This window comes from Thalassotalea ganghwensis (genome assembly GCF_053485795.1).
Genome location: NZ_JBQRUM010000021.1, coordinates 54,341 through 79,316 on the forward strand (window position 1 = coordinate 54,341; position 24,976 = coordinate 79,316).

Annotated in this window: 18 protein-coding genes; 9 read left to right on the forward strand and 9 right to left on the reverse strand. The window is 39.7% G+C overall.

Translation table 11 applies throughout. The features are described from left to right. Positions 1 to 5: 5 nt before the first annotated feature. Together srmB and fldB are read right to left on the reverse strand one after the other, a co-directional pair. Positions 6 to 1,241 (reverse strand): ATP-dependent RNA helicase SrmB, encoded by a 1,236-nt coding sequence (gene srmB, locus ACSLUH_RS17360; protein ID WP_448569341.1) that lies wholly within the window; start codon positions 1,239 to 1,241, stop codon positions 6 to 8. 91 nt (positions 1,242 to 1,332) lie between these two features. Further along, a complete protein-coding gene (gene fldB, locus ACSLUH_RS17365; protein WP_448569343.1) occupies positions 1,333 to 1,875 on the reverse strand; it encodes a flavodoxin FldB in 543 nt (180 codons plus the stop codon). Between the two features lie 179 nt (positions 1,876 to 2,054). Here fldB and dsbC point away from each other — a divergent pair, with 179 nt between their 5' ends. From dsbC to lysS, 4 genes are all read left to right on the forward strand, one after another. After that, on the forward strand, positions 2,055 to 2,843 hold the full coding sequence (gene dsbC, locus ACSLUH_RS17370) for a bifunctional protein-disulfide isomerase/oxidoreductase DsbC (RefSeq protein ID WP_448569345.1): 789 nt from the start codon (positions 2,055 to 2,057) through the stop codon (positions 2,841 to 2,843). A 5-nt stretch (positions 2,844 to 2,848) separates the two neighbouring features. After that, positions 2,849 to 4,573 (forward strand): single-stranded-DNA-specific exonuclease RecJ, encoded by a 1,725-nt coding sequence (gene recJ / locus ACSLUH_RS17375; protein WP_448569347.1) that lies wholly within the window; start codon positions 2,849 to 2,851, stop codon positions 4,571 to 4,573. Between the two features lie 175 nt (positions 4,574 to 4,748). Then, positions 4,749 to 5,847 (forward strand): peptide chain release factor 2 gene (prfB, locus tag ACSLUH_RS17380; protein WP_448569349.1). Its coding sequence is split into 2 segments (ribosomal slippage): positions 4,749 to 4,823 and positions 4,825 to 5,847, totalling 1,098 coding nucleotides; the frame shifts between segments, so codons are not numbered across the junction. A 77-nt stretch (positions 5,848 to 5,924) separates the two neighbouring features. After that, positions 5,925 to 7,466, forward strand: coding sequence for a lysine--tRNA ligase (lysS, locus tag ACSLUH_RS17385; RefSeq protein ID WP_448569351.1), 1,542 nt, complete (start codon positions 5,925 to 5,927; stop codon positions 7,464 to 7,466). 112 nt (positions 7,467 to 7,578) lie between these two features. On the opposite strand, the gene ACSLUH_RS17390 is transcribed toward lysS, so the two are convergent. Then, a complete protein-coding gene (locus tag ACSLUH_RS17390; protein WP_448569353.1) occupies positions 7,579 to 8,880 on the reverse strand; it encodes a DUF3667 domain-containing protein in 1,302 nt (433 codons plus the stop codon). 175 nt (positions 8,881 to 9,055) lie between these two features. On the opposite strand from ACSLUH_RS17390, the gene ACSLUH_RS17395 reads away from it, so the two are divergent. The 3 genes from ACSLUH_RS17395 to ACSLUH_RS17405 all read left to right on the forward strand — a co-directional run bounded on the left by ACSLUH_RS17395 (position 9,056) and on the right by ACSLUH_RS17405 (position 14,233). Further along, complete coding sequence (locus ACSLUH_RS17395) at positions 9,056 to 9,601, forward strand: YkvA family protein (RefSeq protein WP_448569355.1); 546 nt, start codon at positions 9,056 to 9,058, stop codon at positions 9,599 to 9,601. 171 nt (positions 9,602 to 9,772) lie between these two features. Beyond that, complete coding sequence (locus ACSLUH_RS17400) at positions 9,773 to 10,648, forward strand: ABC transporter ATP-binding protein (protein ID WP_448569357.1); 876 nt, start codon at positions 9,773 to 9,775, stop codon at positions 10,646 to 10,648. A 9-nt stretch (positions 10,649 to 10,657) separates the two neighbouring features. Next, the gene (locus tag ACSLUH_RS17405; protein WP_448569359.1) at positions 10,658 to 14,233 is read left to right on the forward strand and encodes a M1 family aminopeptidase; all 3,576 of its coding nucleotides are present in this window, start codon (positions 10,658 to 10,660) and stop codon (positions 14,231 to 14,233) included. 63 nt (positions 14,234 to 14,296) lie between these two features. On the opposite strand, the gene ACSLUH_RS17410 is transcribed toward ACSLUH_RS17405, so the two are convergent. From ACSLUH_RS17410 to ACSLUH_RS17435, 6 genes are all read right to left on the reverse strand, one after another. Then, positions 14,297 to 14,473, reverse strand: coding sequence for a hypothetical protein (locus ACSLUH_RS17410; RefSeq protein WP_448569361.1), 177 nt, complete (start codon positions 14,471 to 14,473; stop codon positions 14,297 to 14,299). Positions 14,474 to 14,655: 182 nt separating this feature from the next. After that, on the reverse strand, positions 14,656 to 16,260 hold the full coding sequence (locus ACSLUH_RS17415) for an AmpG family muropeptide MFS transporter (protein WP_448569363.1): 1,605 nt from the start codon (positions 16,258 to 16,260) through the stop codon (positions 14,656 to 14,658). Between the two features lie 111 nt (positions 16,261 to 16,371). Next, positions 16,372 to 16,701 (reverse strand): hypothetical protein, encoded by a 330-nt coding sequence (locus ACSLUH_RS17420; RefSeq protein WP_448569365.1) that lies wholly within the window; start codon positions 16,699 to 16,701, stop codon positions 16,372 to 16,374. Positions 16,702 to 16,924: 223 nt separating this feature from the next. Next, positions 16,925 to 17,506: a peptidylprolyl isomerase gene (locus tag ACSLUH_RS17425; RefSeq protein ID WP_448569367.1), complete on the reverse strand. Its 582-nt coding sequence runs from the start codon at positions 17,504 to 17,506 to the stop codon at positions 16,925 to 16,927. A 4-nt stretch (positions 17,507 to 17,510) separates the two neighbouring features. After that, entirely contained in the window at positions 17,511 to 18,077 is a 567-nt protein-coding gene (locus tag ACSLUH_RS17430) for a YajG family lipoprotein (RefSeq protein WP_448569369.1), read from the reverse strand. A 12-nt stretch (positions 18,078 to 18,089) separates the two neighbouring features. Beyond that, on the reverse strand, positions 18,090 to 18,251 hold the full coding sequence (locus tag ACSLUH_RS17435) for a methyltransferase (protein ID WP_448569371.1): 162 nt from the start codon (positions 18,249 to 18,251) through the stop codon (positions 18,090 to 18,092). Positions 18,252 to 18,352: 101 nt separating this feature from the next. On the opposite strand from ACSLUH_RS17435, the gene ACSLUH_RS17440 reads away from it, so the two are divergent. Both ACSLUH_RS17440 and ACSLUH_RS17445 read left to right on the forward strand, forming a co-directional pair. Then, on the forward strand, positions 18,353 to 21,163 hold the full coding sequence (locus ACSLUH_RS17440) for an FG-GAP-like repeat-containing protein (RefSeq protein ID WP_448569373.1): 2,811 nt from the start codon (positions 18,353 to 18,355) through the stop codon (positions 21,161 to 21,163). Beyond that, on the forward strand, positions 21,163 to 24,976 hold a 3,814-nt coding region (locus ACSLUH_RS17445), incomplete at its 3' end, for a hypothetical protein (RefSeq protein ID WP_448569375.1). The genes ACSLUH_RS17440 and ACSLUH_RS17445, both read left to right, overlap by 1 nt.

A 24,976-nucleotide genomic window follows, 5' to 3' on the forward strand; every position in this document is an offset into this window, starting at 1 on the left:
AGGTATTATTTCTTTTTGCGTTTGGCAACTTTTTTAGCTTTTGCTTTTTTCTGAGCTGCGGTTTTCTTGACCTTGGGTTTTTTCAAGGCAACACGTGCTTCTTTGTGCTGCGGACGTAAACCTTCAATCACTCTTCGCGCCAGCTTCTCACCCATGTAGCGTTCTATTTTACCGATAACCGCCATGTCATGAGCTTCTACTAAAGAAATAGCGATGCCTTTGTTTCCAGCGCGTCCGGTACGGCCAATACGATGCAGGTAAATATCGGCCTTTCTTGGCATATCAAAATTAATGACGTGGGTAATATCGTCAATATCCAAGCCGCGAGCTGCTACATCGGTTGCAACAAGCACATTGACATCAGCTTTCTTTAGACGATCGACAGCGCTGTTACGCTTATCTTGTGGCATGTTGCCTTCTAGCCACGCACAGGGAATTTCTTCAGCATAGAGTTTGCCGGATAGAAACTGTACGGTTTCTCTTTTGTTGGCAAAGACTACAGCTCGTTTAACGTCTTCTTGCTTAAGAATATTGACCAATAAATTAAACTTATGGGTTTTATCGTCTGCCAAATGGATCCATTGATGGATTTTTGCCTTTTCTTTTCGTGATGGGTTGGCTTCTAGATAAACAGGCTCATTAAGAATGTCTTTGGCAAATCTTAGTACGCCAGCTCCTTCAAGAGTTGCTGAAAATAGCAGCGTTTGTTTGCGCCAACGAGCTTCGCCAACAATTCGGTTAATGGTCTCTGCAAAACCCATATCAAGCATACGATCTGCTTCATCTAGTACTAAAATTTCGATATCACGAAGATCAAATTGTTCATTGTCAATGTATTCTAACAAGCGTCCTGGGGTGGCAATAACGACATCGACACCACCGGTTAAAATCTCTTTGTGACTACCATAGTTTACCCCACCGGTGATGACACCTGTGGTGATCTTGGTATGTGCAGACAAAATTTCACATTGCTCATGAATTTGTAAAGCAAGTTCACGAGTTGGAGACAAGATCAATACGCGAGCAAATCCTGGCTTTCTTCTTGGGTAATCAAGTAAGTGCTGCAACGCCGGTAATAAAAACGCGGCGGTTTTTCCAGTACCTGTCGGTGCTGAAGCCATGACATCTTTCGCAGCCATTGCTTCAGGTAAAACAAGCGATTGGATAGACGTTGGTTTTTTATAACCTGCACTTTTTATTCCCGCTAAAAGCTCAGAATCGAGGTCAAACTGCTCAAACATATAAAATCTAAATCATTTAAAAACAAAATTGTTGCGTATTATACGGGCAATTGTATCGATTAGCTAACCTAATTACAGAGTGAGCTTACGGTTAGGCCTGATTTAATAATTGTTCAAGCTCGTTAACCAGTTGTTGGCACCAAGTGGTAATGCGCTGGTCAGATAAATTGTATTGATTATCTTCATCAAGCGCCAAGCCAACAAAATGTGCTTTGTCTTCAGTTAACGCTTTCGAAGCCGCGAATTCGTATCCTTGATTTGGCCAGTAACCAATAACATATGCCCCTTGAGCAACGACTTGCTCGTGCAACATGCCAAGCGCGTCTTGAAACCAATCGGTATAGCCAATCTGATCACCCATACCATATAAAGCGACAATTTTTTCAGACAGATCTAACAAAGCAATGTCCGACCAATGACTTTCCCAGTCTTCTTGTAGCTCACCGTAGTCCCACGTTGAGATACCAAAAATTATCACATCATATTGCAAACAATCACTGAGAGGAGTTTCTTTTATATTCGCTAAGGTGACAGAGTATTGATTATGGTTGTTGGCAAATTGCTGCTGAATTTTTTCAGCCGCAATTTCGGTGTAGCAGGTAGTTGAGCCATAAAACAAACCGATTGATAACATAACCTTTATTTACTTCCGTCACGATAAAAGAGGCGTGATTTTAACAGATAAATTCATCTATTTACTACACCCAGCAATCCACAGTTATTTGTTAGGGTTTGATTTCTTATCAATAACACGGTAATTTTAGCGGCAATTAAACGGTCATTGTCTCAAAGGCTCATTTTTTTGGAATTTTCATGTTAAAGACATTTATCACTGGTGTAACACTATCGCTTTCACTACTTATTTCGACATCAGCTTTCGTTGCCCATGCTAATCAAGGTAGTAATGCAACGACACAAAGTGCAGAGGTCTCTGCTCAGTTGGCGCAATTAAAAACTAAATTAGCTCCGTTGGTTGGTGAGGTAAGCTCACTTGAATTATCACCGATGGTCGGCTTAGTTGAGGTGATTTCTGAAAATCGCGTTTTTTATTCAAGTCTTGATGGCAACTTTTTGATCGAAGGGACACTTTACGATTTAAATGCAAGGGCAAACCTAACTGAGAAAACCAAAAGTGACATTCGCGTTGCCGGTATTGAAAGCTTTAAAGATGATATGATTGTTTTCAAAGCAAAAGATGAAAAACACGTTGTTACTGTTTTTACCGATATTACCTGTGGTTATTGTCGAAAATTGCATGAGCAAATGGCGGATTACAATGACCGAGGGATTACTATTCAATACTTAGCGTATCCCCGTTACGGCATTAAAGATCAAACCGGTGAGTATTCAAAAGGATTTAAAGACCTGCGTTCTATTTGGTGTCATGAAGATCCACAAGAAGCACTAACAAAAGCTAAATTAGGATCATCAGTTGCACAACGAATCTGCGAGAGTCCGGTTGAGCAAGAGTTTAATTTTGGTCGTCAAATTGGTGTCAGTGGTACGCCAGCAATGATATTTGAAAATGGATTTATGTTACCAGGTTACAAAGATCCTGAATCACTATTAAAAATTATCGAGAGTGTTAACGCCGCGGGCTAACAGCAGTGGATAAACAAATCGTTCGCTTAGATCAGGTAGATGATAGCTTTCTGCCTGATACGCTTCACCCGGTTATCAAACAAATTTATGCTCGTCGAGGCGTAAAATCTCGGCAAGAACTTGACTTGGTCGTTAAGCAGCTTTTGCCTGTAGAATCGATGACAGGGCTAAACAGCGCTTGTGAAGTGCTCTTTTCTGCCTTACAAGAAAAAGCGTCTATTTTTATCATCGGCGATTTTGACGCCGATGGTGCCACCAGTACGGCATTAATGATGTCGGCCTTATCAATGCTAGGGTCATCCAACCATCAATTTTTGGTGCCAAATCGCTTTGAGTATGGTTATGGTCTCACTCCCGAAATTGTTGAAATCGCATACCAAAAAGGGGCTAAGCTGTTAATTACTGTTGATAGTGGTATCAGCTGTCACAAAGGTGTTGAAAAAGCAAAATCCCTCGGACTAAAAGTGATTATCACCGATCACCATTTGGCTGGAAAAGTCTTACCTAAAGCTGATGCTATCGTTAATCCCAATCAACCAGATTGTCAATTTAGCAGTAAATCAATCGCGGGTGTTGGCGTTGCCTTTTACTTTGTTTTGGCTATGAGAAAGTATCTAAGAGAGAAACAATGGTTTGCGTTAAAAGGCATTGCAGAACCTAATGTTGCACAACTACTTGATTTGGTGGCGCTGGGTACAGTTGCCGATGTCGTTTCTCTTGATAATAATAATCGGATATTAGTGGAACAAGGATTAAAGCGTATAAGAGCCGGCGCAACTAGACCCGGTATACAGGCACTGATCGAAGTGGCGGGTAAAAATCAGCAGCAATTAGTGGCGAGCGATTTTGGCTTTGCTTTAGGACCAAGAATTAATGCTGCAGGACGATTAGACGATATGGCCTTTGGCATTAATTGTTTGCTGGCTGAAGACTTAAATACGGCTCGCGCGATGGCACAAGAGCTTGATGCTCTCAATAAAACGCGTAGAGAGATAGAGCAAGGCATGCAGCAAGAAGCAGAAAACGTCTTAAAGCAATGTAACTTTACAGAAGATAACTTACCATTTGCTCTTGCTTTATTTCACCCTCAGTGGCACCAAGGGGTTATTGGCATCGTCGCTGGACGATTAAAGGAAAAATATCATCGACCGACAGTGGTCTTTGCCAAAGTAGAAGGGAGTGATGAGCTTAAAGGATCGGCTCGCTCTATTCCTGGGCTGCACATTCGAGATTTGCTCGAGCATATTGATAGCAAGCACCCTGAGATGATTATTAAGTTCGGTGGTCACGCGATGGCGGCGGGTTTAAGCATTGAGCAACGTCATTTTAATCAGTTTCAACAGCTCTTTAATGACTATGCTATGCAATGGTTAGATGAAGAAGTGCTTAAAGGGAGGCTATTTTCTGATGGTGAACTGCCAACTCAGCTAATGACCTTGACCTTTGCTGAGCAAGTCAAAGCAGCTGGGCCATGGGGGCAAAATTTTTTAGAACCATTATTCGATGATATTTTTACGCTAGTCCAACAACGAATCGTTGGCGAAAAGCACCTCAAAGTTGTTTTGGAAAAAGATGGTGAGTTATTTGATGGCATCGCCTTTAATGTCAATACCAAAGCCTGGCCGAATAGTCAGGCAAATAAAGTTCATGTCGCGTATCGACTTGATATCAATGAATTTCGCAATAAACAAACACTGCAGTTAATGATTGATCATCTTGTCAGTATGTAACTAAAACGTGTTGTCAAATGAACGATCAAGAGCAACAACCCCTGATGTAATGAAATAGCATAATTGATGCATATTCTGTCATTTATTTGGTGCTAGATTTAAGCTACAATGCGCGACAATTTTCTATTGTTTTGCTAAATGCGATACTGCGTTAATAAAGAAGAATGCTCTAAACATGTTTGAAGTAAATCCAATAATCAACAAAATCAAAGAAATTCGCGAGCGCACTGAAATGCTTAGGGGGTACCTTTGACTATGATCACAAGAGTGAGCGTTTAGTTGAAGTAGTTCGTGAATTAGAACTTCCAGATGTTTGGAATGAGCCCGAACGCGCTCAAGCATTAGGTAAAGAAAGAGCGGCATTAGAAGCGGTTGTAGAAACAATTGATGAATTAATTTCTGGCTGTGATGATGTTGAAGGTCTCGTTGAGTTAGCTGTTGAAGAGCAAGATCAAGAAACCTTTGATGATGTGCAAGCTGAAGTGGATGTTTTAGCACAAAGCCTTGATAAACTTGAGTTTCGTCGTATGTTCTCAGGGGAACAGGATCAAAACGATTGTTACTTAGACATACAATCAGGATCTGGTGGTACTGAAGCTCAAGACTGGGCTGAAATGTTGATGCGCATGTATTTGCGTTGGGGTGAAGCACATGGTTTTAAGACTGAAGTGCTTGAAGTTTCAGATGGTGATGTCGCTGGCATTAAAGGATGTACCATTAAGTATTCAGGTGAGTACGCCTATGGTTGGCTGCGCACGGAAACCGGTGTGCATCGTTTAGTTAGAAAATCGCCATTTGATTCGAGCGGTCGCCGCCACACCTCATTTGCCTCTGCATTTATTTACCCAGAGATTGACGACAATATTGAAATAGATATCAACCCAGCGGATTTACGTGTAGACACTTATCGTGCCTCAGGCGCTGGTGGTCAGCATGTTAATAAAACCGACTCAGCCATTCGAATTACGCATATTCCAACAGGCGCTGTAGTGCAGTGTCAAAATGATCGTTCTCAACATAAAAACCGTGCGACGGCAATGAAGTTGCTTAAAGCCAAGCTTTATGAGTTGGAAATTCAAAAACAAAATGAGAGTAAACAAGAGTTGGAAGAAGGCAAGTCAGATATAGGATGGGGCAGCCAAATTCGTTCTTACGTATTAGATGATAGCCGTATAAAAGACCTACGTACGGGTGTTGAAAATAGAAATACACAAGCGGTACTTGACGGCGATCTCGATAAATTTATTGAGGCTTCGTTAAAGTCAGGTTTATAGTGAATGCTTTTTAAAGCGTTCTTGAATTAACTTTATAGTGTAAATTGACGAGCAATCGCTCATTATTTGGAAATAAAATGACAGACCAAGCAAATTTAGACGAAAACAAATTGATTGCCGAACGTCGCGGCAAATTAGCACAAATTAGAGAAAACTGTCCGGCTAACGGTCATCCAAATAAGTTCGATCGAAAACATTACGCTGCTGACTTGCAAGAAGCTCATGGTGAAAAAGAAAAAGAAGCGTTAGAAGCTGAAACAGCCGTTTATAGTGTTGCTGGTCGAGTAATGGCTAAGCGTGGCCCGTTCTTGGTTCTACAAGATATGACTGGCCGTATTCAAGCGTATGCCGATAAAAATGTCCAAAAAGATATCAAAGCTCGCTGGGGCGTATTAGATATTGGTGACATTATTGGTGTAACCGGTACCTTGCACAAGTCTGGTAAAGGCGACTTATACGTTAATATGGATGAATACCAGCTATTAACTAAGTCACTTAGACCATTGCCAGAAAAATTCCACGGCTTGTCAGATCAAGAAACGAAATATCGCCAGCGTTATGTTGATTTAATTATTAATGAAGACACTCGTAACACTTTCAAAGTGCGTTCAAAAATTGTTGATGGCATTCGTAAATTCTTAACTGAACGTGGCTATATGGAAGTGGAAACGCCAATGTTGCAAACCATCCCTGGTGGAGCAACAGCGAAGCCATTTACCACGTTTCATAATGCATTAGACATTGAAATGTTTATGCGTATAGCGCCTGAATTATATTTAAAGCGTCTAGTCGTTGGTGGCTTTGAAAAAGTATTCGAAATTAATCGTAACTTCAGAAATGAAGGATTGTCTACGCGTCATAACCCTGAGTTTACCATGCTCGAATTTTACCAAGCCTATGCCGACTATCATGATTTAATGAATCTGACTGAAGATATGTTACGTACACTGGCTGAAGATGTGATGGGCACATCGGTGATCAGAAACACCGTTCGCAACGCCGATGGTGACGTTATCGAAGAGAAGTTCTATGACTTTGGCAAGCCATTTGAGCGCTTGTCGATGGTAGATGCTATTTTGAAGTATAGCGATAACTTAGATGAGAACGTTCTTCGTAATCCAGAAGCCAATCTCGATGCGTTAAAAGCGATGGCCAAACAGGTTGGCGTTAAAGAAACTGAGGCCTCGAAAGTATGGGGTGCAGGTAAGTACATTTGTGAAATATTTGAGGAAGTTGCAGAGCATAGGCTTGATCAACCGACATTTATTACAGAGTATCCTTGGGAAGTTTCTCCACTGGCGCGACGTAATGATGACAACCCTTTTATTACTGACCGTTTTGAGTTTTTTGTTGGTGGTCGCGAGTTAGCGAATGGTTTCTCTGAGCTTAATGATGCAGAGGACCAAGCAGAGCGCTTTAGAAAGCAAGTGCAAGAAAAAGATGCGGGTGATGATGAAGCGATGCATTTTGATGATGATTATATCAATGCATTGGAATACGGTTTACCGCCAACGGCTGGTGAAGGTATCGGCATCGATCGTTTAGTGATGTTATTTACTGACTCACCTACGATTAAAGACGTTATTCTATTTCCTCATATGAGACCATTATCAGAATAATTGATAGAAATCATGGTTTAGCGTATTGTATTTGTACTCTAATAAATAAAAAAACCAATGCTAAAGCATTGGTTTTTTTATGTCTTTACCTAAATTCAATAGGGATAATGTATTATGCGATGCTCAGCACCCCCCAAATAAATGCAACAAGGGCTGCACTGGTCAAAATACACATATAAAAAATCCCAACGGCGAAAAACTTTATCGAGGTCATAAGTATTCCTTGTCGATAGACTCGTTTTTGCATAATAAACAGATAAATCGGTATCCAAGCAATAAATAAAACCGAGGCTAGCCCCAGTGACGATCTCAGCAAATCATTATCGGCAAGGACTTCATCACTTATCGTTGTTAAAATTTCCACTAAAAGTAAATTTAAGAAGATAAAACTATGACTATGCAACGCTACAGTAAGGTGTTCTAGGTAAAGTCGACCAGAAAACATGTACATGATTTTAAGCAGCAGCGCAAAAATCGGTAATATGACAAACATGATTTGTGGCAGCTTTTCGAGAGCCTCTTGAAAGATTTTTTCAGGTTTAGATTGAAGTAACTTCTCTGCTTTTGTTTCCAACACTTTTGTATTGGCTGCCAATTTTTGATTCTGTGCCTCTGAAAGAAATGGCAACTTCAAACTACCATCAGCTTGATTGCCAATCGTCAGGTTTATCGTACCTTCATCTTTGTTTTTATCTGGCCGTTGACCATTATCGGTATCTTTATCAGGCGTAAATTTTTGCTCTCGCTGCTGCGTTAACATATCTTTTAGTGTTTGATAGCGGATCTTTTCTGCTGTGTTTAACGGTGCAGCGGGCAAATTATTAGTTGAGACTTGTTTTAATTCAAGTTCGGCTACTTGTCGAGCGAGCTCTACCAGTGCATCATTTTTCGATTCGTTGATATCTTTTAGATAAAGGTTGAGGGCAGCAAGTTGTTGCTCAAGCTTTATTTTTCTCTCATCACTTGCTTGCGGTAATTCATTGTTGATTTTTTCCACTTGACGTTGAATTTGTTCACTAATTTGTAAGTTTTCATTTGTCGAATGAAAAATTGATTTATCGTCAGTGTTGATAAACACCTTTAATGAAAGGAAAAAGATAATGCTGACAAATAGATATAGTCTTAGTGGTGGAACGTAATGAACACGACGACCAGCAAAATACTCATTGGTTAAAAAACCCGGTTTAAATAGCAGGGGATATAAAGTTCGACTTGCTCTTGAATCAAAGCTAAAGATGTCATCGAGAATATGAAGAACGACCGTCCAAAAATATTTAAGGCTTGATTCGACCGATTGTCCACATTCACTGCAATATGAGCCTTTCACTATCGCGTGACAATTTTCACATTCGATTGCTTTTTCGGTCTCGGTCTCGGCCTCGTTGCTTTGAGATACCGGCAACTGAGTTTTCATTGATTATATCACTCTTTGCATTGTTATTATTATGGCTGAAATATTAGCATGTTAACCATCAAAATAGTGATAAATCAAAATAAAGTAAAAAAAATCGTTAACAATAGTGCTGTAACCGCAATGTTCTGTTAGATTTAATATAAGCACACATAAATGCCAAATTAGGAGAATTATAATGGCCTTTGAAGTAACGTTTGAATTAAAAGAGTCTGATCTTGATCATTTTCGTGACGTTATGCGCAAAGCGCAAGATGGTGCAAAGAAACTTTCTGAGCAAGAAATTTTAACCAATGCGAAAAATTTAAGTGATAATATTAGCGTTGATGTTCCACCATTTGTTAGTGACCGTATAGCCAAGCTAAAAACATTGGTAGCCATGATTGAAGACAGCGAGTGGCAGATCCCTGAAGAAGAAAAGTCAGATGTACTTAGTGCATTGGCTTATTTTAGTGATCCAGAAGATCTTGTACCAGATCATATTCCAGTGCTAGGTTTCCTTGATGATGCAATCATGATTGAGCTAGTCGTTTCAGAGTTAAGTGAAGATATTAGCGCTTTTGAAGAGTTTTGTGCCTACCGTACGCGAGAAGAAAGTCGTCGAGATACAACGGTTACACGAGATGAATGGTTAGGGGCTAAACGTCGAGAGTTACATAGTCGAATGCGCAATAAACGCCGCGGTTTGCATCGTGGTGGTTCTTCTTTCCGCTCTATCTTTTAACACATTTAATATATCGAAAAACCTTAACATTAATGTTAAGGTTTTTTTTTGCCTAAACGCTAGCAAACTTGATATCTAACGGTAAATATGGCATAAATTTACAAAAATTTAACATGCGAACCGTATGTTAATTTCCCTTCAATTTTTTTGCAATAAAATGGAATAATAATAATGTTACAAATAACCGGATTATCAAAAACCTATGATAATGGTGTCAAAGCGCTCAATAATGTTAATTTGACCATACCTAAAGGTATGTATGGTTTATTAGGGCCAAATGGTGCAGGTAAATCGTCATTAATGCGCACGATCTCAACCTTACAAGATGCGGATCAGGGCACAATAGAATTTGATGGAATAGATGTTTTTGCCGATCCTCAAGCTTTACGTCAACGCCTAGGATATCTGCCACAAGATTTCGGTGTTTATCCTCGTATTAGTGCCTATGAACTATTAGATCATATGGCTGTACTGAAAGGTATCTCAAACTCAGCTGAGCGAAAAGAAGCGGTTGAAGGATTGTTAGCACACACTAACTTGTATCAGCATCGTAAAAAAGCCGTTAGTGGCTTTTCTGGCGGGATGCGTCAACGATTTGGTATCGCACAGGCGTTATTGGGAGATCCTGATTTATTAGTAGTTGATGAACCAACGGCAGGCTTAGATCCAGAAGAGCGAAACCGATTCCATAATTTACTGGTGAGTTTAGGCGAAGAAAAAGTCATTATTCTGTCAACTCATATTGTTGATGATGTCTCAGAGCTGTGCCCTAATATGGCGGTATTGGCTTCTGGACAAATTTTACTGGAAGGCAATCCTATTCAACTTACTGATCAGCTAAATGGCCAAATTTGGCGTAAAACAGTTAGTCAACAAGAAGCGTCAGAAATTGAACAAAGTTTGCCTGTTATTTCTAAGCGTTTGTTTGCAGGTCAAACTATTATTCATGTTATGGCAGAGCAAGCCCCTGATGGCTTTGAGGCTGCACCAGCGAATTTAGAAGATGTTTACTTTTCGACACTTCATCGTCATCGCAGTGCCGCTTAAGGGGGAATTATGTTTACTAAAATGTTCTTCTTTGAATGGCGTTATTTTACGCGACAGCCGTCGTTTTATGTGACGAGTTTAATTTTTTTCTTTTTAACCTTCTTTGCCACTATTAGTGATAATGTTCAACTAGGTGGCGGTGGCAATGTGCTTTATAATGGCCCATTTTCGATAACACAAACCTTATTGATACTTGGCATTTTTGCTATGTTTTTAGTAGTAAACTTTGTTGCCAATACTGCTACCCGAAATGATAGTTCGAGAATGGCTGAGATTCTCTATAGTAAGCCATTAAATCCTTTTAGTTATCAGTTAGGGCGTTTTCTCGGAGCTTTTGCTGTAACGGTTACGGTATTTGCTTTTGTACCATTTGCTATTTTAGTGGGGACGGTTTTAGGTGGTGCGGTTGGCTGGGTTGACCCAGAGCGATTAGGCGCAACACAACTCTCTTATTATTTGACGGCATTTTTCTATATGTCTGTGCCAACGCTTTTTGTTTTGTCCTGTTTGTTCTATGCCGCAGCGGTTCGCTTTAAAAGTTTGATGGCGGTGTATCTCACCGCGTTAGCGATATTTATTCTATATTTAGTTTCTGGACAGCTTTTTTCTGAGCCAGAGTATCGAACAATTGTGGCATTGGCTGATCCTTTTGCCGTCAATACTTTTAGTGAAATTACCCGTTATTGGACCATGTTTGATAAAAACAACACGCCAATTCAGTTAGATGGCATTTTGTTGCAAAACCGTATCATTTGGTTGGTCGTTGGCGTGGTTATTCTTGCGTTTTTTGGTGGTTTTTCTATAAAGGTGCGCTTGCCTAAAAGCAAGTCTTCAAAGAAAGCTGATAAAGCAGAGTCGGCCAATTATGCCGATAAACTTACCAATAAAATCGATTATCGAAGTGAAGGCGTTAAAACGCTTTCACATATGAAAATGCGCATTGGCTTTGAAATTAAGCAGGTGGTAATGAGCGCGCCATTTTTGGTACTCGGGGCGTTTACTATCTTTTCATTAATGGCACCATTAATTGATCCACGAGCGATGTTTGGTACCCCTAACTGGCCTATTACTCAAACGATGGTGCAACTTATAGTTGACGCAACAAGTTTGTTAATGCTGATAGTGCTTGCTTATTACAGCGCTGAAATTGTGTGGCGAGAGCGTAACTCAGGGATGGGCGATATCGTTGACTCTATGCCGGTTCACAACATTACTTTTTGGTTATCCAAGCTTATCGCTATGACCTTAGTATTTGTTCTATTGTTTGTGTTTGCTGCTAGTGTCACCATGCTAAATCAATTACTGCGAGGCTATGATTACTTAGAAGTTAGTCAGTATGTCATCCGCTTGGGGTACGTAACCATACTCCCTTATATCATGTCCGCCGTTTTAGCTTTCTTTTTGCAAGTGATCAGCCCGAATAAGTTTGTCGGTATGATGTTGTTCGTGCTTTATATCATTTCATCGTTAGTGCTATCTAACTTGGGCTTTAGTCATAACATGTTCAATTTTGCGGGCAGCCCAACAGTCTATTATTCCGACATTAATACTTATGGTGATTTCTTAACAAGCCATAGTTGGTATATGTTGTACTGGGCAGGGATGAGCATAATACTCGCCAGTTTAACTTATGCCTTGTGGCATCGTGGCCCTGTGCAACCGCTTAAAGCACGCTTTAATAAAGTTTCTTACTATCTTGGCGGGCGCGGCAAACTTGTTGTTACTGTTGGCTTGGTGATTTTTATCGGCTCAGGGGCTTATATTCACTATAACACACGAGTTTTAAACGAGTATGTAGAACAGGAAGACCGCCTCGATTTGATGGCTGAATATGAAAAGAAATACGCTCAGTATAAAGATGATCATATTCCAACGATCACAAAGGCAAATGCAAAGGTTGATATTTACCCTAAGCAGCGAATGATTGATGCTCAAGTAGATATATCGGTTGAAAATAAAAGTAGTGAACCAATTACGCGATTTTTAGTTGCAAAACCAGCATTTACTTCCGATTGGCAAGTAATTATCGACGGTGGAAAGGTTAGCGAATTTGATGAAACTTATTATACTGGCTGGTTTACTTTTGCTACGCCATTACAGCCAGGTGAAATTAGAAAGGGTAAATTAGTTGCTCGTCGCAGCCATCAGGGTTTTAACGATGGCAGTAATGATTTTGCTTTGGTAGAAAACGGTACCTTTATTAATAATTATGAATTGTTTCCGACTTTCGGTTACCAAAATAGTTTTCAAATTATTGATCGCCATGAACGACGTAAACGTGGCTTGGAGCCTATTGAAAGGGCAAATAAGTTGGAGCAGAAAGAGTTTTATAACGAAAGTTTTTTTGGCAAGGGGATCGGCTTTATCGATTTTGAAGCAACCATTTCAACGGATGAAGATCAATTTGCCATTGCTCCAGGTTATTTACAAAGCGAAGTTGTCGAAAACGGTCGCCGTATTTTTCATTACAAGATGGATGCGCCAATAGTAAACTTCTATTCGATCATGTCAGCACGTCTTGCTTCAAAAAAAGAGCAATATAAAGGGATTGATATTGAAGTTTATTACCATCCTGCACATGATATGAATATTGATCGTATGATCGAGTCGGTTCGGGATTCGATAGATTATTTCAGTGAAAATTTCGGACCGTATCAACACAAACAAATGCGGATTATTGAATTTCCGGGATATCGAACCTTTGCACAGAGTTTCGCTAATACTGTTCCGTATTCTGAAAATATTGGCTTTATTACTGATTTGCGAGATCCTAAAAATATCGATCCTGTTTACTATATAACGGCTCATGAAGTTGCCCATCAATGGTGGGGTCATCAAGTGGGGGCCGCTAATGTACAAGGCAGCGCGATAATTTCTGAAACACTGTCACAATATTCAGCGTTGATGGTGATGGAGAAAAAATACGGCCCAGAGAAAATTCGTAAATTCTTAAAATATGAGCTAGATCGTTACTTACGTGGCAGAAGTGTTGAAGTGATTGAAGAAATGCCATTAATGCGCAGTGAAAATCAGCAATATATTCATTACCGTAAAGGCTCTGTTGTCATGATGTCATTAAAAGATAAGATCGGAGAGCAGCGATTAAATGAAGCCCTTGCTGGCTTTCTAAATGAATTTCGCTATCAAAGCACGCCTTATCCGACAACATTGGACTTACTTGCTTACTTAACTGATGGTGCTACTGAAGCAGAACAAGTGTTTATTAGCAACTTGTTTGAGCATATCACCCTATACGATCTAAAAGTAACAGCTGTCACAGTTGATGAGCTTGAACAAGGTAAGTATAGCGTTAGTATTGATATTGAAGCGGCGCTAAAGCGTGCTGACGGTCAAGGTAGTGAAACTGACGAGCCTTTTGAAGATATGATAGATATTGGCTTATTTAGCCAAGATCCAGAGGATTTATCGGCTGACAGCAGCTTGCAATACCTACAAAAGCACTTAATTAAAACTGGTAGTAATACCATCAAACTTGTTGTCGATGAAAAGCCTAAGTTTGTCGGTGTGGATCCGTTTGTTAAATTGATTGATAGAGATAGCGCGGATAATATTTATCGTTTGTAGTATCTCTTAACATATCAAAGGCCACATTGTTGTGGCCTTTTTAATGAGTGCAAAATCTGTAGGTTATTGATTATGAGTGACAAAAAGCATCACAACGAGAAAGCCGATAATAATTGCATTAAAGGCAAAAATATAAGCAAAACCTTTTAGTCCATCTTTTAGCGTATATCCTTTGCTGTTAAGAAACCACCACCAAATGGCGCACATCACTATTGGTAATAAGAAAATCAATCTGATCATTTTAGTTGCTGTTACTAATTAGTTTTATTTCAATAGCATAAGCCAAAAGTTGCTATGATGCTATGCTATTTAACTTTGCGTGCAGATAACCTCGTAGATCGTGAACCATAATTTTTAGTAACTGTCGCGTTAAATTAAGTCGCTAGCTATTGTCAAAGCCAATTGTCTTGGCTATTCAAAAATTACTCTTTAACTTGTTTATTTAACAGTTGTTGCTGCTCAATAAGGCGTGTTAGCGGCGTTCTAATTGAATACAAAAAGGCCAGGCTTGGTATCACCATTAACGACGTTAACACAAAGAACAGTGCCCAGTTTCCGTCGAGCCAATCAACGATAATACCGGAATATGAGCCGAGCATGACTCGACCAAATGTCCCTAACGACGCCATTAATGCGTACTGACTTGCCGTGAAACTTTTATTACATAACACAGACAACAATGCGACAAAAGCGACGGATCCCCATGCTGAGGTAAAACCATCAACAAACACAGTAAAGGCAAAGAGTAAGTGATTGGGGCCAACAAGAGCCATCACTGAAAATAACAGGTTACTCGCTGACATGGCAATGCCGCCAATAAATAGTCCTTTTAATATGCCGTAACGAATGGTGAAAACACTGCCAATTAACGAGAAGACAATGGTTGTCGCCCAGTTGATTAATTTAGAGTAATAGGCGATATCTTCGTTAGAAAAACCGACTTCACGATAAAATACGATCGACATTCGCCCCAAATAAGCCTCTCCTAATTTAAACAAGAAGATAAACAAAAGAATGGAAATGGCTAAGCGAGTGCCATTGCGATCAAAGAATTCTTGAATTGGCGCTACCAATGTTGTTAAAAGCCAAGCGGTTAACCGTTGTATTGAGGTAATACGTTGATTGGTAATAGTCGTTGCAACTTGATTAACCGCTTTGTTGAGTTGAGTTAACTGCTTAACGAATACGATTAGCAAAGTTAATACCGTCAGCGTTAATACTGAAAATTGGTGTGAATTGTCAATGACACTTGAAGGCCAGCCTGGATAGCCAATATTGGCATAAACAATACAAGCAAAAATCAGCGGGATTAAGATAACAATGGCTAATGATTTCGCGCCAAATGAGGGTAATGCATTTAGATAGTTGCTTTGAATAAGTTGATGTTGGTGCTCTCTATCATTCTCTGGCTCTTTAACCAGAAGTACGGTAAATGTCAGCAACGCCATAATTGCACTTAAAACAACATAGACTTCTGGCCAATCCCAATTAGGCTGACTCACCAATATAAAAGGGATGCTGCCTAAGCCCGCATAGCCAGTCCACCACCCTGCAGTCGCCATTGCCGAGCCAGCCGCCATAAAGTTCGCTTCTTTATCGGCAAGTGAGTCAATTCGGTACGCGTCAATAGCGATATCTTGTGTTGCGCCACTTATCGCGATTAATAATCCAAACAAAGCCATCAAGCTTAGTTGATGTTGTGCGTTAAATAGACTCATCGATAAGGTCAGTAATACTAAACTCAGTTGAGTAAAGAAAATCCAACTTCGGCGCAATCCCAATTTTCGGGTTAACCAGAAAATTTTGAGTCTATCTGCTAAAGGAGACCACAAAAAGTTGATGCTATAAGCGACAAAAATCAAGCCAAATAAGCCAATGCTTGAACGAGAGAGACCTTCATCTTTCAGCCAGCCGGTCATTGCTGAACCAATCATTACCCACGGAAAGCCACTGGCAATCCCAAAAAAGAAAATAGTCAGTAAATGGCGATCTTTAAAATAATGAAGAGTTTGTCTGATTGTTTGCACTACAATTGTTTGTTATGTCAGTGGTAAAACTCGATTGAACAGAGACTAACAGAGTCTTTGTCTTGAAAGAAGGCTTTTACACTATTTGCTAAGTTAAATAGTTGGCAAAAGCTAAGGTAAAGGTCTCCAACCTATACAATCTATTGGATAGCTACCTTTACCATTAAAAAAATCTACACAGGTGGTCACTTCCGCTTTAACAAATAAATTATGAGTTAGAGCACTTGCACCATGTAAGCAAAGTAGATGAATGACGTGCCAAAAAACGCGCTCTTTTGCACAATGAGGCGTTTCATCGACGACATGTAGCAGTGTCCATTCTTCCATGGTCTCGGTTACAAAACGGTCTAGTTCAGTGTAGTGCAGGGTCTTTTCAATGACTGCGCTAATGTAGGCACCTACTTGTTTTATTTTTTCATTGATAAACTGCTCAATTATCATTTACTTCCTCAATAAATCGATTAATTAGCGGATTGAGCGCAATAAAAAAACAGGTGGTAGACCTCTTGTAGTGTGGCTTTTAATGAATTGCGCTGCTTGTTTAAGTTATGATTGATAATTGTATACTTGTCAAAGTTAGGCAGCGCATAATGTTCATTAAATTTGTAACATTTTGTCTAGTTTGAAGTTTTAAATGGACGAAATAAAGCTTCAAGCTCTTGTTCTACTCAGCCCTGAGTAAAGTGGCTTTAATTAGCGTTATTGGTTCTACCGGGACATCTTCCCAGCCAAAATTATCATTATATTCTGTTTTAACTTTAGACATTGCCATGACAACCTCTAAGCCCTCAATAACTTCACCAAATACCGCGTAGCCCCAACGTCTACCCGGATCTAGATCGCTATTGTCAGCGACGTTAAAATAGAATTGGCGGTTTGCAGAATGCGGCGCGGATTCTTTGGCCATGGCGATGGTGCCGATGACATTTTTTAAACCATTACCTGATTCGTTAACGATATCTTCACCGACTTTTCTTGGCACAAAATCCTTATCATAACCGCCGCCTTGGACAACAAAGTCAGCAATGACTCGGTGAAAAATAGTCTCGTTATATTCGCCTTTTACCACGTAGGTTAGAAAATTATCAATAGTAATTGGCGCACGTGTTCTATCGAGCTCAACAACAATAACACCCATAGAGGTTTCAAACTTGACCCGAGGGAATAAATTATCAGGATCAATCGCGAGGTTTTTACTCTGGCTATTAAAACTGAGTAATAATAATAGTGCAGCAAGAATTCTCATAAGATCACCTTAAAAACTGATGGACTTGCGGGTCGCGAATAATATCATTAAGCAATTTACCTAACTGCTGATTAAAGTCTCTTTCTAGAACGGCAACATCTGCTTTTAATGGGCCATTGCTTGAACCTTTTATTCGGTAGGTTTTTTGCAAGCTTTGTTCTCCGTTATCAATGGATATTGATAAGACGATAGCGTTACTCGCCTTATACTCAACTAAACCTTGATCGACACTAATCAAGGCTTTATTGACTGTAACATTAATGGCATTACCACCAACTTGAGTAATTTGTGCACCGGCTTGTTGAAAACCTTCATTTAAAGCGCTCTTAATTGCGTCAGTTAACGCTTGTTGACTCGAAAACAATTGTGCGGGTTGATCTTTTTTTAAGACTTGCATGACATGCCGAGCTGGGCGCATATCCTGGACCGATATTTGTAATTGCTTCAACTGCAAATTTGTTTGCTTGTTAGTAATCAAATCAGGTGCTATCACAAGGTGCGTCGGTGAGCTAGTGCAGGCTGACAATAATAGAGAATTAGCGAATACCCAAAGCGTTAGTATTTTTTTCATGATAATGAGCTCTTATTTTTTTATCGATGATAAGGTGACAAATTTGTTATCACTGGCAATAAGTTGATTATTACCAAAAATTCGTTTGAGTTTGATATGGTAACCAAGCTGTCGGTTACCGACAATCCGCAACTGACCATTTTTTCTTAAAACTTTGTAACTGTCTTTAAACATTTGTCACACGATATTGTCGAGGGCGACATACTAAGTTGTCAAACAACGTAAATATGTTAATATGTGTAACAAAAAATTAACAAACGCAGGGATGTAAGTTTATGAAAACCTACCTAATAGGTTTTTTGACGATATTATTATTTTCAATTAACCTAAACGCTTCTGAATATATGACATGGAAAGGTAAACAATATCACTATCTTTTAGGTGACTTCAATGGAGATAGATATCCAGACCTTCTATTACAAAGCTTAATTCAAAATGAACCATCCACTATCGTAATTGGCAAGGATATAGACGGCACTATTCAATATTTATTAGAGAATGCGATATCTTTGCCAATCGAGATAAATGGTTACCAATGGTTTGAAGAAAAAGCAAAAATTGTTGTTATTGATCATAATGGCGATAATGTCTCTGATCTTTTTATTGTATTGCATGAGCAGCAATTAGCGTTGGTTGTTAATGGAGATCTTGCAGAGATAGATTTTTCTAACGTATTTAATTATACCGCTGATAAGCTGGAATGGTTAAAAAACTCGCAAGAATTTGCCTTTTATGTTGGAGACTTCAACGGTGATAAAAGTCAGGACATGTTTGCAGTTACTCAAAAAGGTAAGAACCATTATTTAATGCACGCCGGTAAATCTAATTTATCTGTCGTTCAGAAGATAAAAAAGTCAATCAGATGGGCAAAAAAATCAGAGTTTAAGATTAAAACAGGCGATTTTAATAATGATGGTAGAGCCGACATCTTTGCCTTGGCAAATTCTAAAAATCAAAAACACTACATTACTTATGCCAATGAGAGTGGCTTGATTGGGAAAACAGAAACAGTAAAAGGCAAATTAAAAGGAAAGGACTGGAACGCGTTAGGCTACAGTGTAATAACCGCTTTTGTAGATGATGATGAGAACCTAGACTTAATCCGGCTGAACAATATGCCAGGTGGAGTTGATGAAAATGGAGAAAAGATACTATCTGATGATGAAGATGTAGATGATTTGTCTGATGATTGTGATCAACTCTATTATTCAGCAGCAACTCAAACGGAAAGCAAAACATGCCTACCTTGGAAGGACGATTCTTCAAAAAGCAGTAATAGCGATATTGTTGATTTTACGAAAGCATACACCACTTCTGCAGCTCCAATTTGCGAAGAATGGCGGATGGATTGTGTCGATCTTACACCGCCAGGTCCTACTAAAACCCCAAGTATAAAAGATGGAAATTACCATCCAGTGGGTTCTTCAGCGGTTGCTTACACAACCTCAGTTTTTAATGCAAGTCATTATAAATTATATACAAGTACAGATAATGCTACGTATACCTATGTTGCAACTTATACTGGTACATCTCAGTCTTTTTCTGTGAGAGGTAATTACGGGTATCAGTATATAAAATATCAAGCTTGTAATTATGAAGGCTGCAGCGGATTAAGTCCTTATCGCAGAATTTATGCGTACACCATACCAGGTAAACCCTCAAGTTTGTCATCATCGGATTATTTACCTTTAATAAATACCAGCTTCGACTTGACGTTTGGTTCAGCAGGAGGTTCTGTTGATGGAGCGATATATTATTTACAAGAATCTTATAATGGTGGCGGGTATTCTACCGTATGCACCAAAACACGCGCTACATGGAGAGAGACATCTTATACATGTCCTATTTCAGGAAAGTCTAAAGCAGGAATTTATAAATATAGGGTATATGTGTGTAACCCAAAAAATGTTGGCTGCGGTGGAAGTAGATATAGTTCTAATGTCACCGTATCTTTACCATTACCAGGCGTTCCTTCATTAACAGTTCCTAGCACAGACAGCGATGGAACTTACAACGTATCATGGAGTTCTGTGAGCTATGCAACACGATATGAACTTGTTGGTGAAGCAAAAGGTACAATCTATTCTGGAAGCGGATTATCTAATAAAAGGACTAACGCGCCTGGCACATATAGTTATAAGGTGAGAGCTTGTAATTCGTCAGGTTGTGGTGATTATTCTTCAGTAAAATCTATTTCGGTTCTGTCTCCTATACCTGGAGTACCATCATTAAACGTACCTTCATCGGACAGCGATGGAACTTACAACGTATCATGGAGTTCTGTGAGCTATGCAACACGATATGAACTTGTTGGTGAAGCAAAAGGTACAATCTATTCTGGAAGCGGATTATCTAATAAAAGGACTAACCCAACTGGCACATATAGTTATAAGGTGAGAGCTTGTAATTCGTCAGGTTGTGGTGATTATTCTTCAGTAAAATCTATTTCGGTTCTCCCCCCTATACCTGGAGTGCCATCATTAAACGTACCTTCATCGGACAGCGATGGAACTTACACGGTATCTTGGAGTTCTGTCAGTGATGCGACAAGTTATGAGTTATTTGAAGGCAGTACTAGAATATATGTTGGGAGTAGTTTATCGAAAACCATAACGAAACCTAATGGCACATATTCATATAAAGTAAGAGCTTGTATTAGTTCAGGGTGCGGTAAATTTTCACCAATAAAGAGTATCGTTGTTGATATTCCACCCAAGAATAGCCCGCCTACAATTTCAGGAGCACCATCTACAAATATTAATGTGACCAACGGCTATAACTTTACGCCAACAGCCAGCGATTCAGATAATGACACATTAACATTTAGCATTTCATCTAAGCCTAACTGGGCCTCTTTTGAAGCAACTACTGGAACTCTATCCGGTACCCCAACAATCGAAGATATCGGTTTGTATGAAAATATCATCATTTCTGTATCTGACGGAAAAATAGCAACTCCGGTATCTTTACCTGCTTTTGCAATTGAAGTGTTAAGTGGTGCCCCGCTTCGAAAGGTTTTATTTATTCATACCGACGTATTAGGAACCCCCGTGGCAGAGACGGATGAAAATGGAGATATTCAATAATGAAAGCTAGGTATTTACAAAAGGTTAAAAAACTCAGAGTTGGTTTTTTCGGGGTTTTGACGTTACTGAACTCTTTGACAATCCAAGCAATAGATGTGAACAGTGGTATCGATGTTAGCGAATATACCCGTGTACTTGATCCAGTTTTTAATAATAGTTATCAAAATGCATTTAGTGATGGCTATAACCCTGCTAATGGCCAATTAGCGTTTGAAGTTACCGATATTAGCATCCCAGGAAACTCAGCACTGCCTGTGAATTTATCACGTTGGATTTCGGGAGATGATCTCGATAATAACGGCCCTCATGGTTGGCAGTGGAATGTACCAATGATTCAAGGGCACTTTCTGGCGATAAGAGATGGACATACAGAGCCAGAAGGCTGGGATTGGGGTACGAATAATTGGCATTATGGCAATAACTGTTCAGGAGGGGGAGATAGCGTTATTGACCCCCAAGGCAATAAATTATTTCCAAGCCATTATTGGAATGGAAAGTATTTGCATATCCCAGGAAAAACATCAGAGCGATTTTTAATCGATGATGAGCAAAATCAGCGGACAAAATCAAATTATAAAGTTATTGAATGTATCAATAACGCGAATAATCAAGAAGGGATAATCGTACAGGGGCCTGATGGAACTAAATATACCTTTAATGAAATTCAAACCTATGAAAATGGCAAATTTACTTTTAAAGGGCCTGTGATTAAAACTCGTTTGTTATTGGTTACCAAAGTTGAGGATAAGTTTGGCAACTACGTTAACTACAACTGGGTAGATGGCGCCTTAAAATCTATCACGGCTAACGATGGGCGACAAATCACCATAGAATATGAAGACTTTTCATACGGTAAACGTGATTTGAAACGACCAACAAGTGCGACAAGTGGCACACGTACATGGACGTATGAATATAACTCAGACAGTCATTTTTTAGAGTATGTTATTTTACCTGACGGTCAATCGAAATGGGAATATGATAGAGATATCTACTTTACTAAGTTTAACCCTAATGATTTCAATGCTGGTTATACGACCTTATTTAGACAAGGAACAATGTATACGCCAGCCATTCCAAGTTGCAATTTCGATGATTCGCCTGTTACAACGTCGGTTAAAACTCCTGAAGGATTATCAATCGATTTTACCTTTAAACGTGTCAGGTTTGGCCGTTCTCAAGTAGACCCTGTTTTTTACCAGCCATTGACTAATCAACCTGGTGATAATTCTCAAAATGTGCGGAACTTGCATTGTAGTATAAAGGTTGTGTTAATCAGTAAAACGATAAAAAATACAGGAAGTACAGACTTAACTTGGGCTTATTCTTATTCTGATAATCAAGGTAATTTTAAGGAGACAGCAAATTTAGACGGAAAGATCATAAATGATTACTTAACTGGTCCATTTAAACTTGCAGCACCTTCTGGTGGGTTTCCAGATAATATCAATTCAGAGAATGCAGCAGATTTTCGTTCGGTTACTATCCAAGGCCCTGAGAATAAAGAAATATATTTTATTGATAGAAAGTTCGCCTCAGCGTCAGAAGGCAGTGTTGTTGCCAAGCAAATTTACGATTTAAATGACGATTTAATGTCTACAGAGGTCTATGAATTTTTAGCGCCGAGTGAAACTAATTATGTAGGCAAACACTGGGGGGCAACCGGGCCATCATCTGAAGATGGGGCTTGGTCTTCTCTTAACGCTAATATGTTGAGCCATCGTATTAATCAAGTGGCGAGTACAACATATTACTATGAAGCTGATAACGCAACGACGACCTACGTGGTTGAGGATAAATCATACAATGATTTGGGTGCGTTAACATCGATGGTCGAGTATTCAGCAGCAACGAAAAAGCGTTTTCATTACTACCAATATCGTAACGATGATGTTAATGGGGTAATTAACTTACCGACCAAAACGTTTATGTTTGAAGAAGCAAAATCGGATCAGCAATTAACCGGTTTAACAGCTGTAAGTGAAACCACTTACCAAACCGTTAACTTTACCGATGCGGGTGGCTCATCGCACGCGGTATTAATGCCAGATGAACAAAAATCGTTTGGCGTTTGGCAAAAGCAGTTTAGCGAGTATCACACCACGCAAGGCACTTATCAGCAATTAGGGCAAGTGAAAAAGGTCGAGTACAACCAACCTTTAGTTCACGATGCTTCACAAAATGTTTATCAACTGTTTGAAAACTACAAACGTGGTCAGGCGCAAAAAATCAGTGTACCTAAACGCAGAAGTAGCGGGACAGAATACGTATTGCGTACTATTGATAATAACGGCTGGGTTACCTCTACCACTGATTTTAATGGCAATAAAACCGAGTATGGTTATGACGATTTAGGCCGTATTCAATACATAAAAGCGCCTGATAAAGCGGGTGAGGTTGATTGGGCGGATACCTTCTTCACGTGGTCACACGATGGCGGCATTGGTGCCAACCAACCGGTACGTAAAGTTGAGCGTTGTACGCTAAACGTTGCCAAAACAGCCTGTTCTGATACCGCATTGATGACCGAAACCACTACGTATGATGGTTTATTACGCCCGGTATTGGTAAAAACAGAAGATGGCATCACCGGTGATGGTAGCAATACCGTTTATCAAAACAATGAGTATAACGCCTATAACAAGCTAACCTTTCAATCGTTTCCATCAAGCAGCGACACCGAAACAAGTGGTACGACTTATAGTTACGATGGATTGCAACGTTTAATCTCACAAAGCATCACCGATGGCGGCACTGTCACCACTGAATATTTAGCTGGCAATAAAATTAAAGTCACCGATGCGGGTAAAAACACTGAAGTTAAGAATAATGAACAACACTCAACCACCACGACGTACTTAGCTTATGGCAGCCCAAGCTACGAGCAAGCCATAAAAATTGAATCACCAGAAAGTGTTACCACCACCATCGATATCAACCTGTATGGCAATATCAACAGTATTACCCAAGCGGGTAATCGCGACGGCAATAGCATTAGTGCAACCGAATATCGCTACTATAACGATGAGCAGCAATTGTGTGCGGTAAAACGTGATGATGTTGGTTCAACGGTTTATCACCGCAATAATCTTGGCCAAGTTGAGTGGCAAGCCGAAGGTCAAAGCTTAACCGCCGCAGATGAATGTAATACGGCAGTAGCTGATAGCGACAAAGTTACTTTCACCTATGATAACCTGGGCGCGATTTATCAAACCAGCTTTGGCGATAACACGCCAACGCGCACTTACAGTTATGATAATAATGGTAATATCACGTCGATTGTTGGCGCGGTTAGCCAAAGTTATACCTATAATGCTATCAATTTACTTGAAAGTGAGTCATTAGTTGTTGACGGTAAAACCTTTGGTTTAGATTACGGTTATAGCAAGCTTGGTCATCTAGCGTCGCTGACCTACCCTGACAGTGTCGAGGTACCCGAGCCGATTGAATTTGCCCCGAACGGTTTTGGCCAAGCCACCCAAGCGATACGTACCTACCAAGATACCAGCAAAGGGACAGATACTTTTGTTGAAGCTGGCGCAAAATACCACGTCAATGGCATGGTTGATACCTTTACCTATGGTAATGGCTTAACCCATAAAACCTCATTAAATGACCGCTTAATGCCACAGCAAATTCGTGATTATAAAACAGGCACGGATGCGGTTAACTTAACTTACAGCTACGATAATAACGCCAATATTACCTCAATTACTAATGGTAGAGCGGCTGATTTAAGCACGCTAAGTGCATTAACCTATGATGGTTTAAATCGCTTAACGTCAACGACAGGGGAGCAAGGGTCACATATCG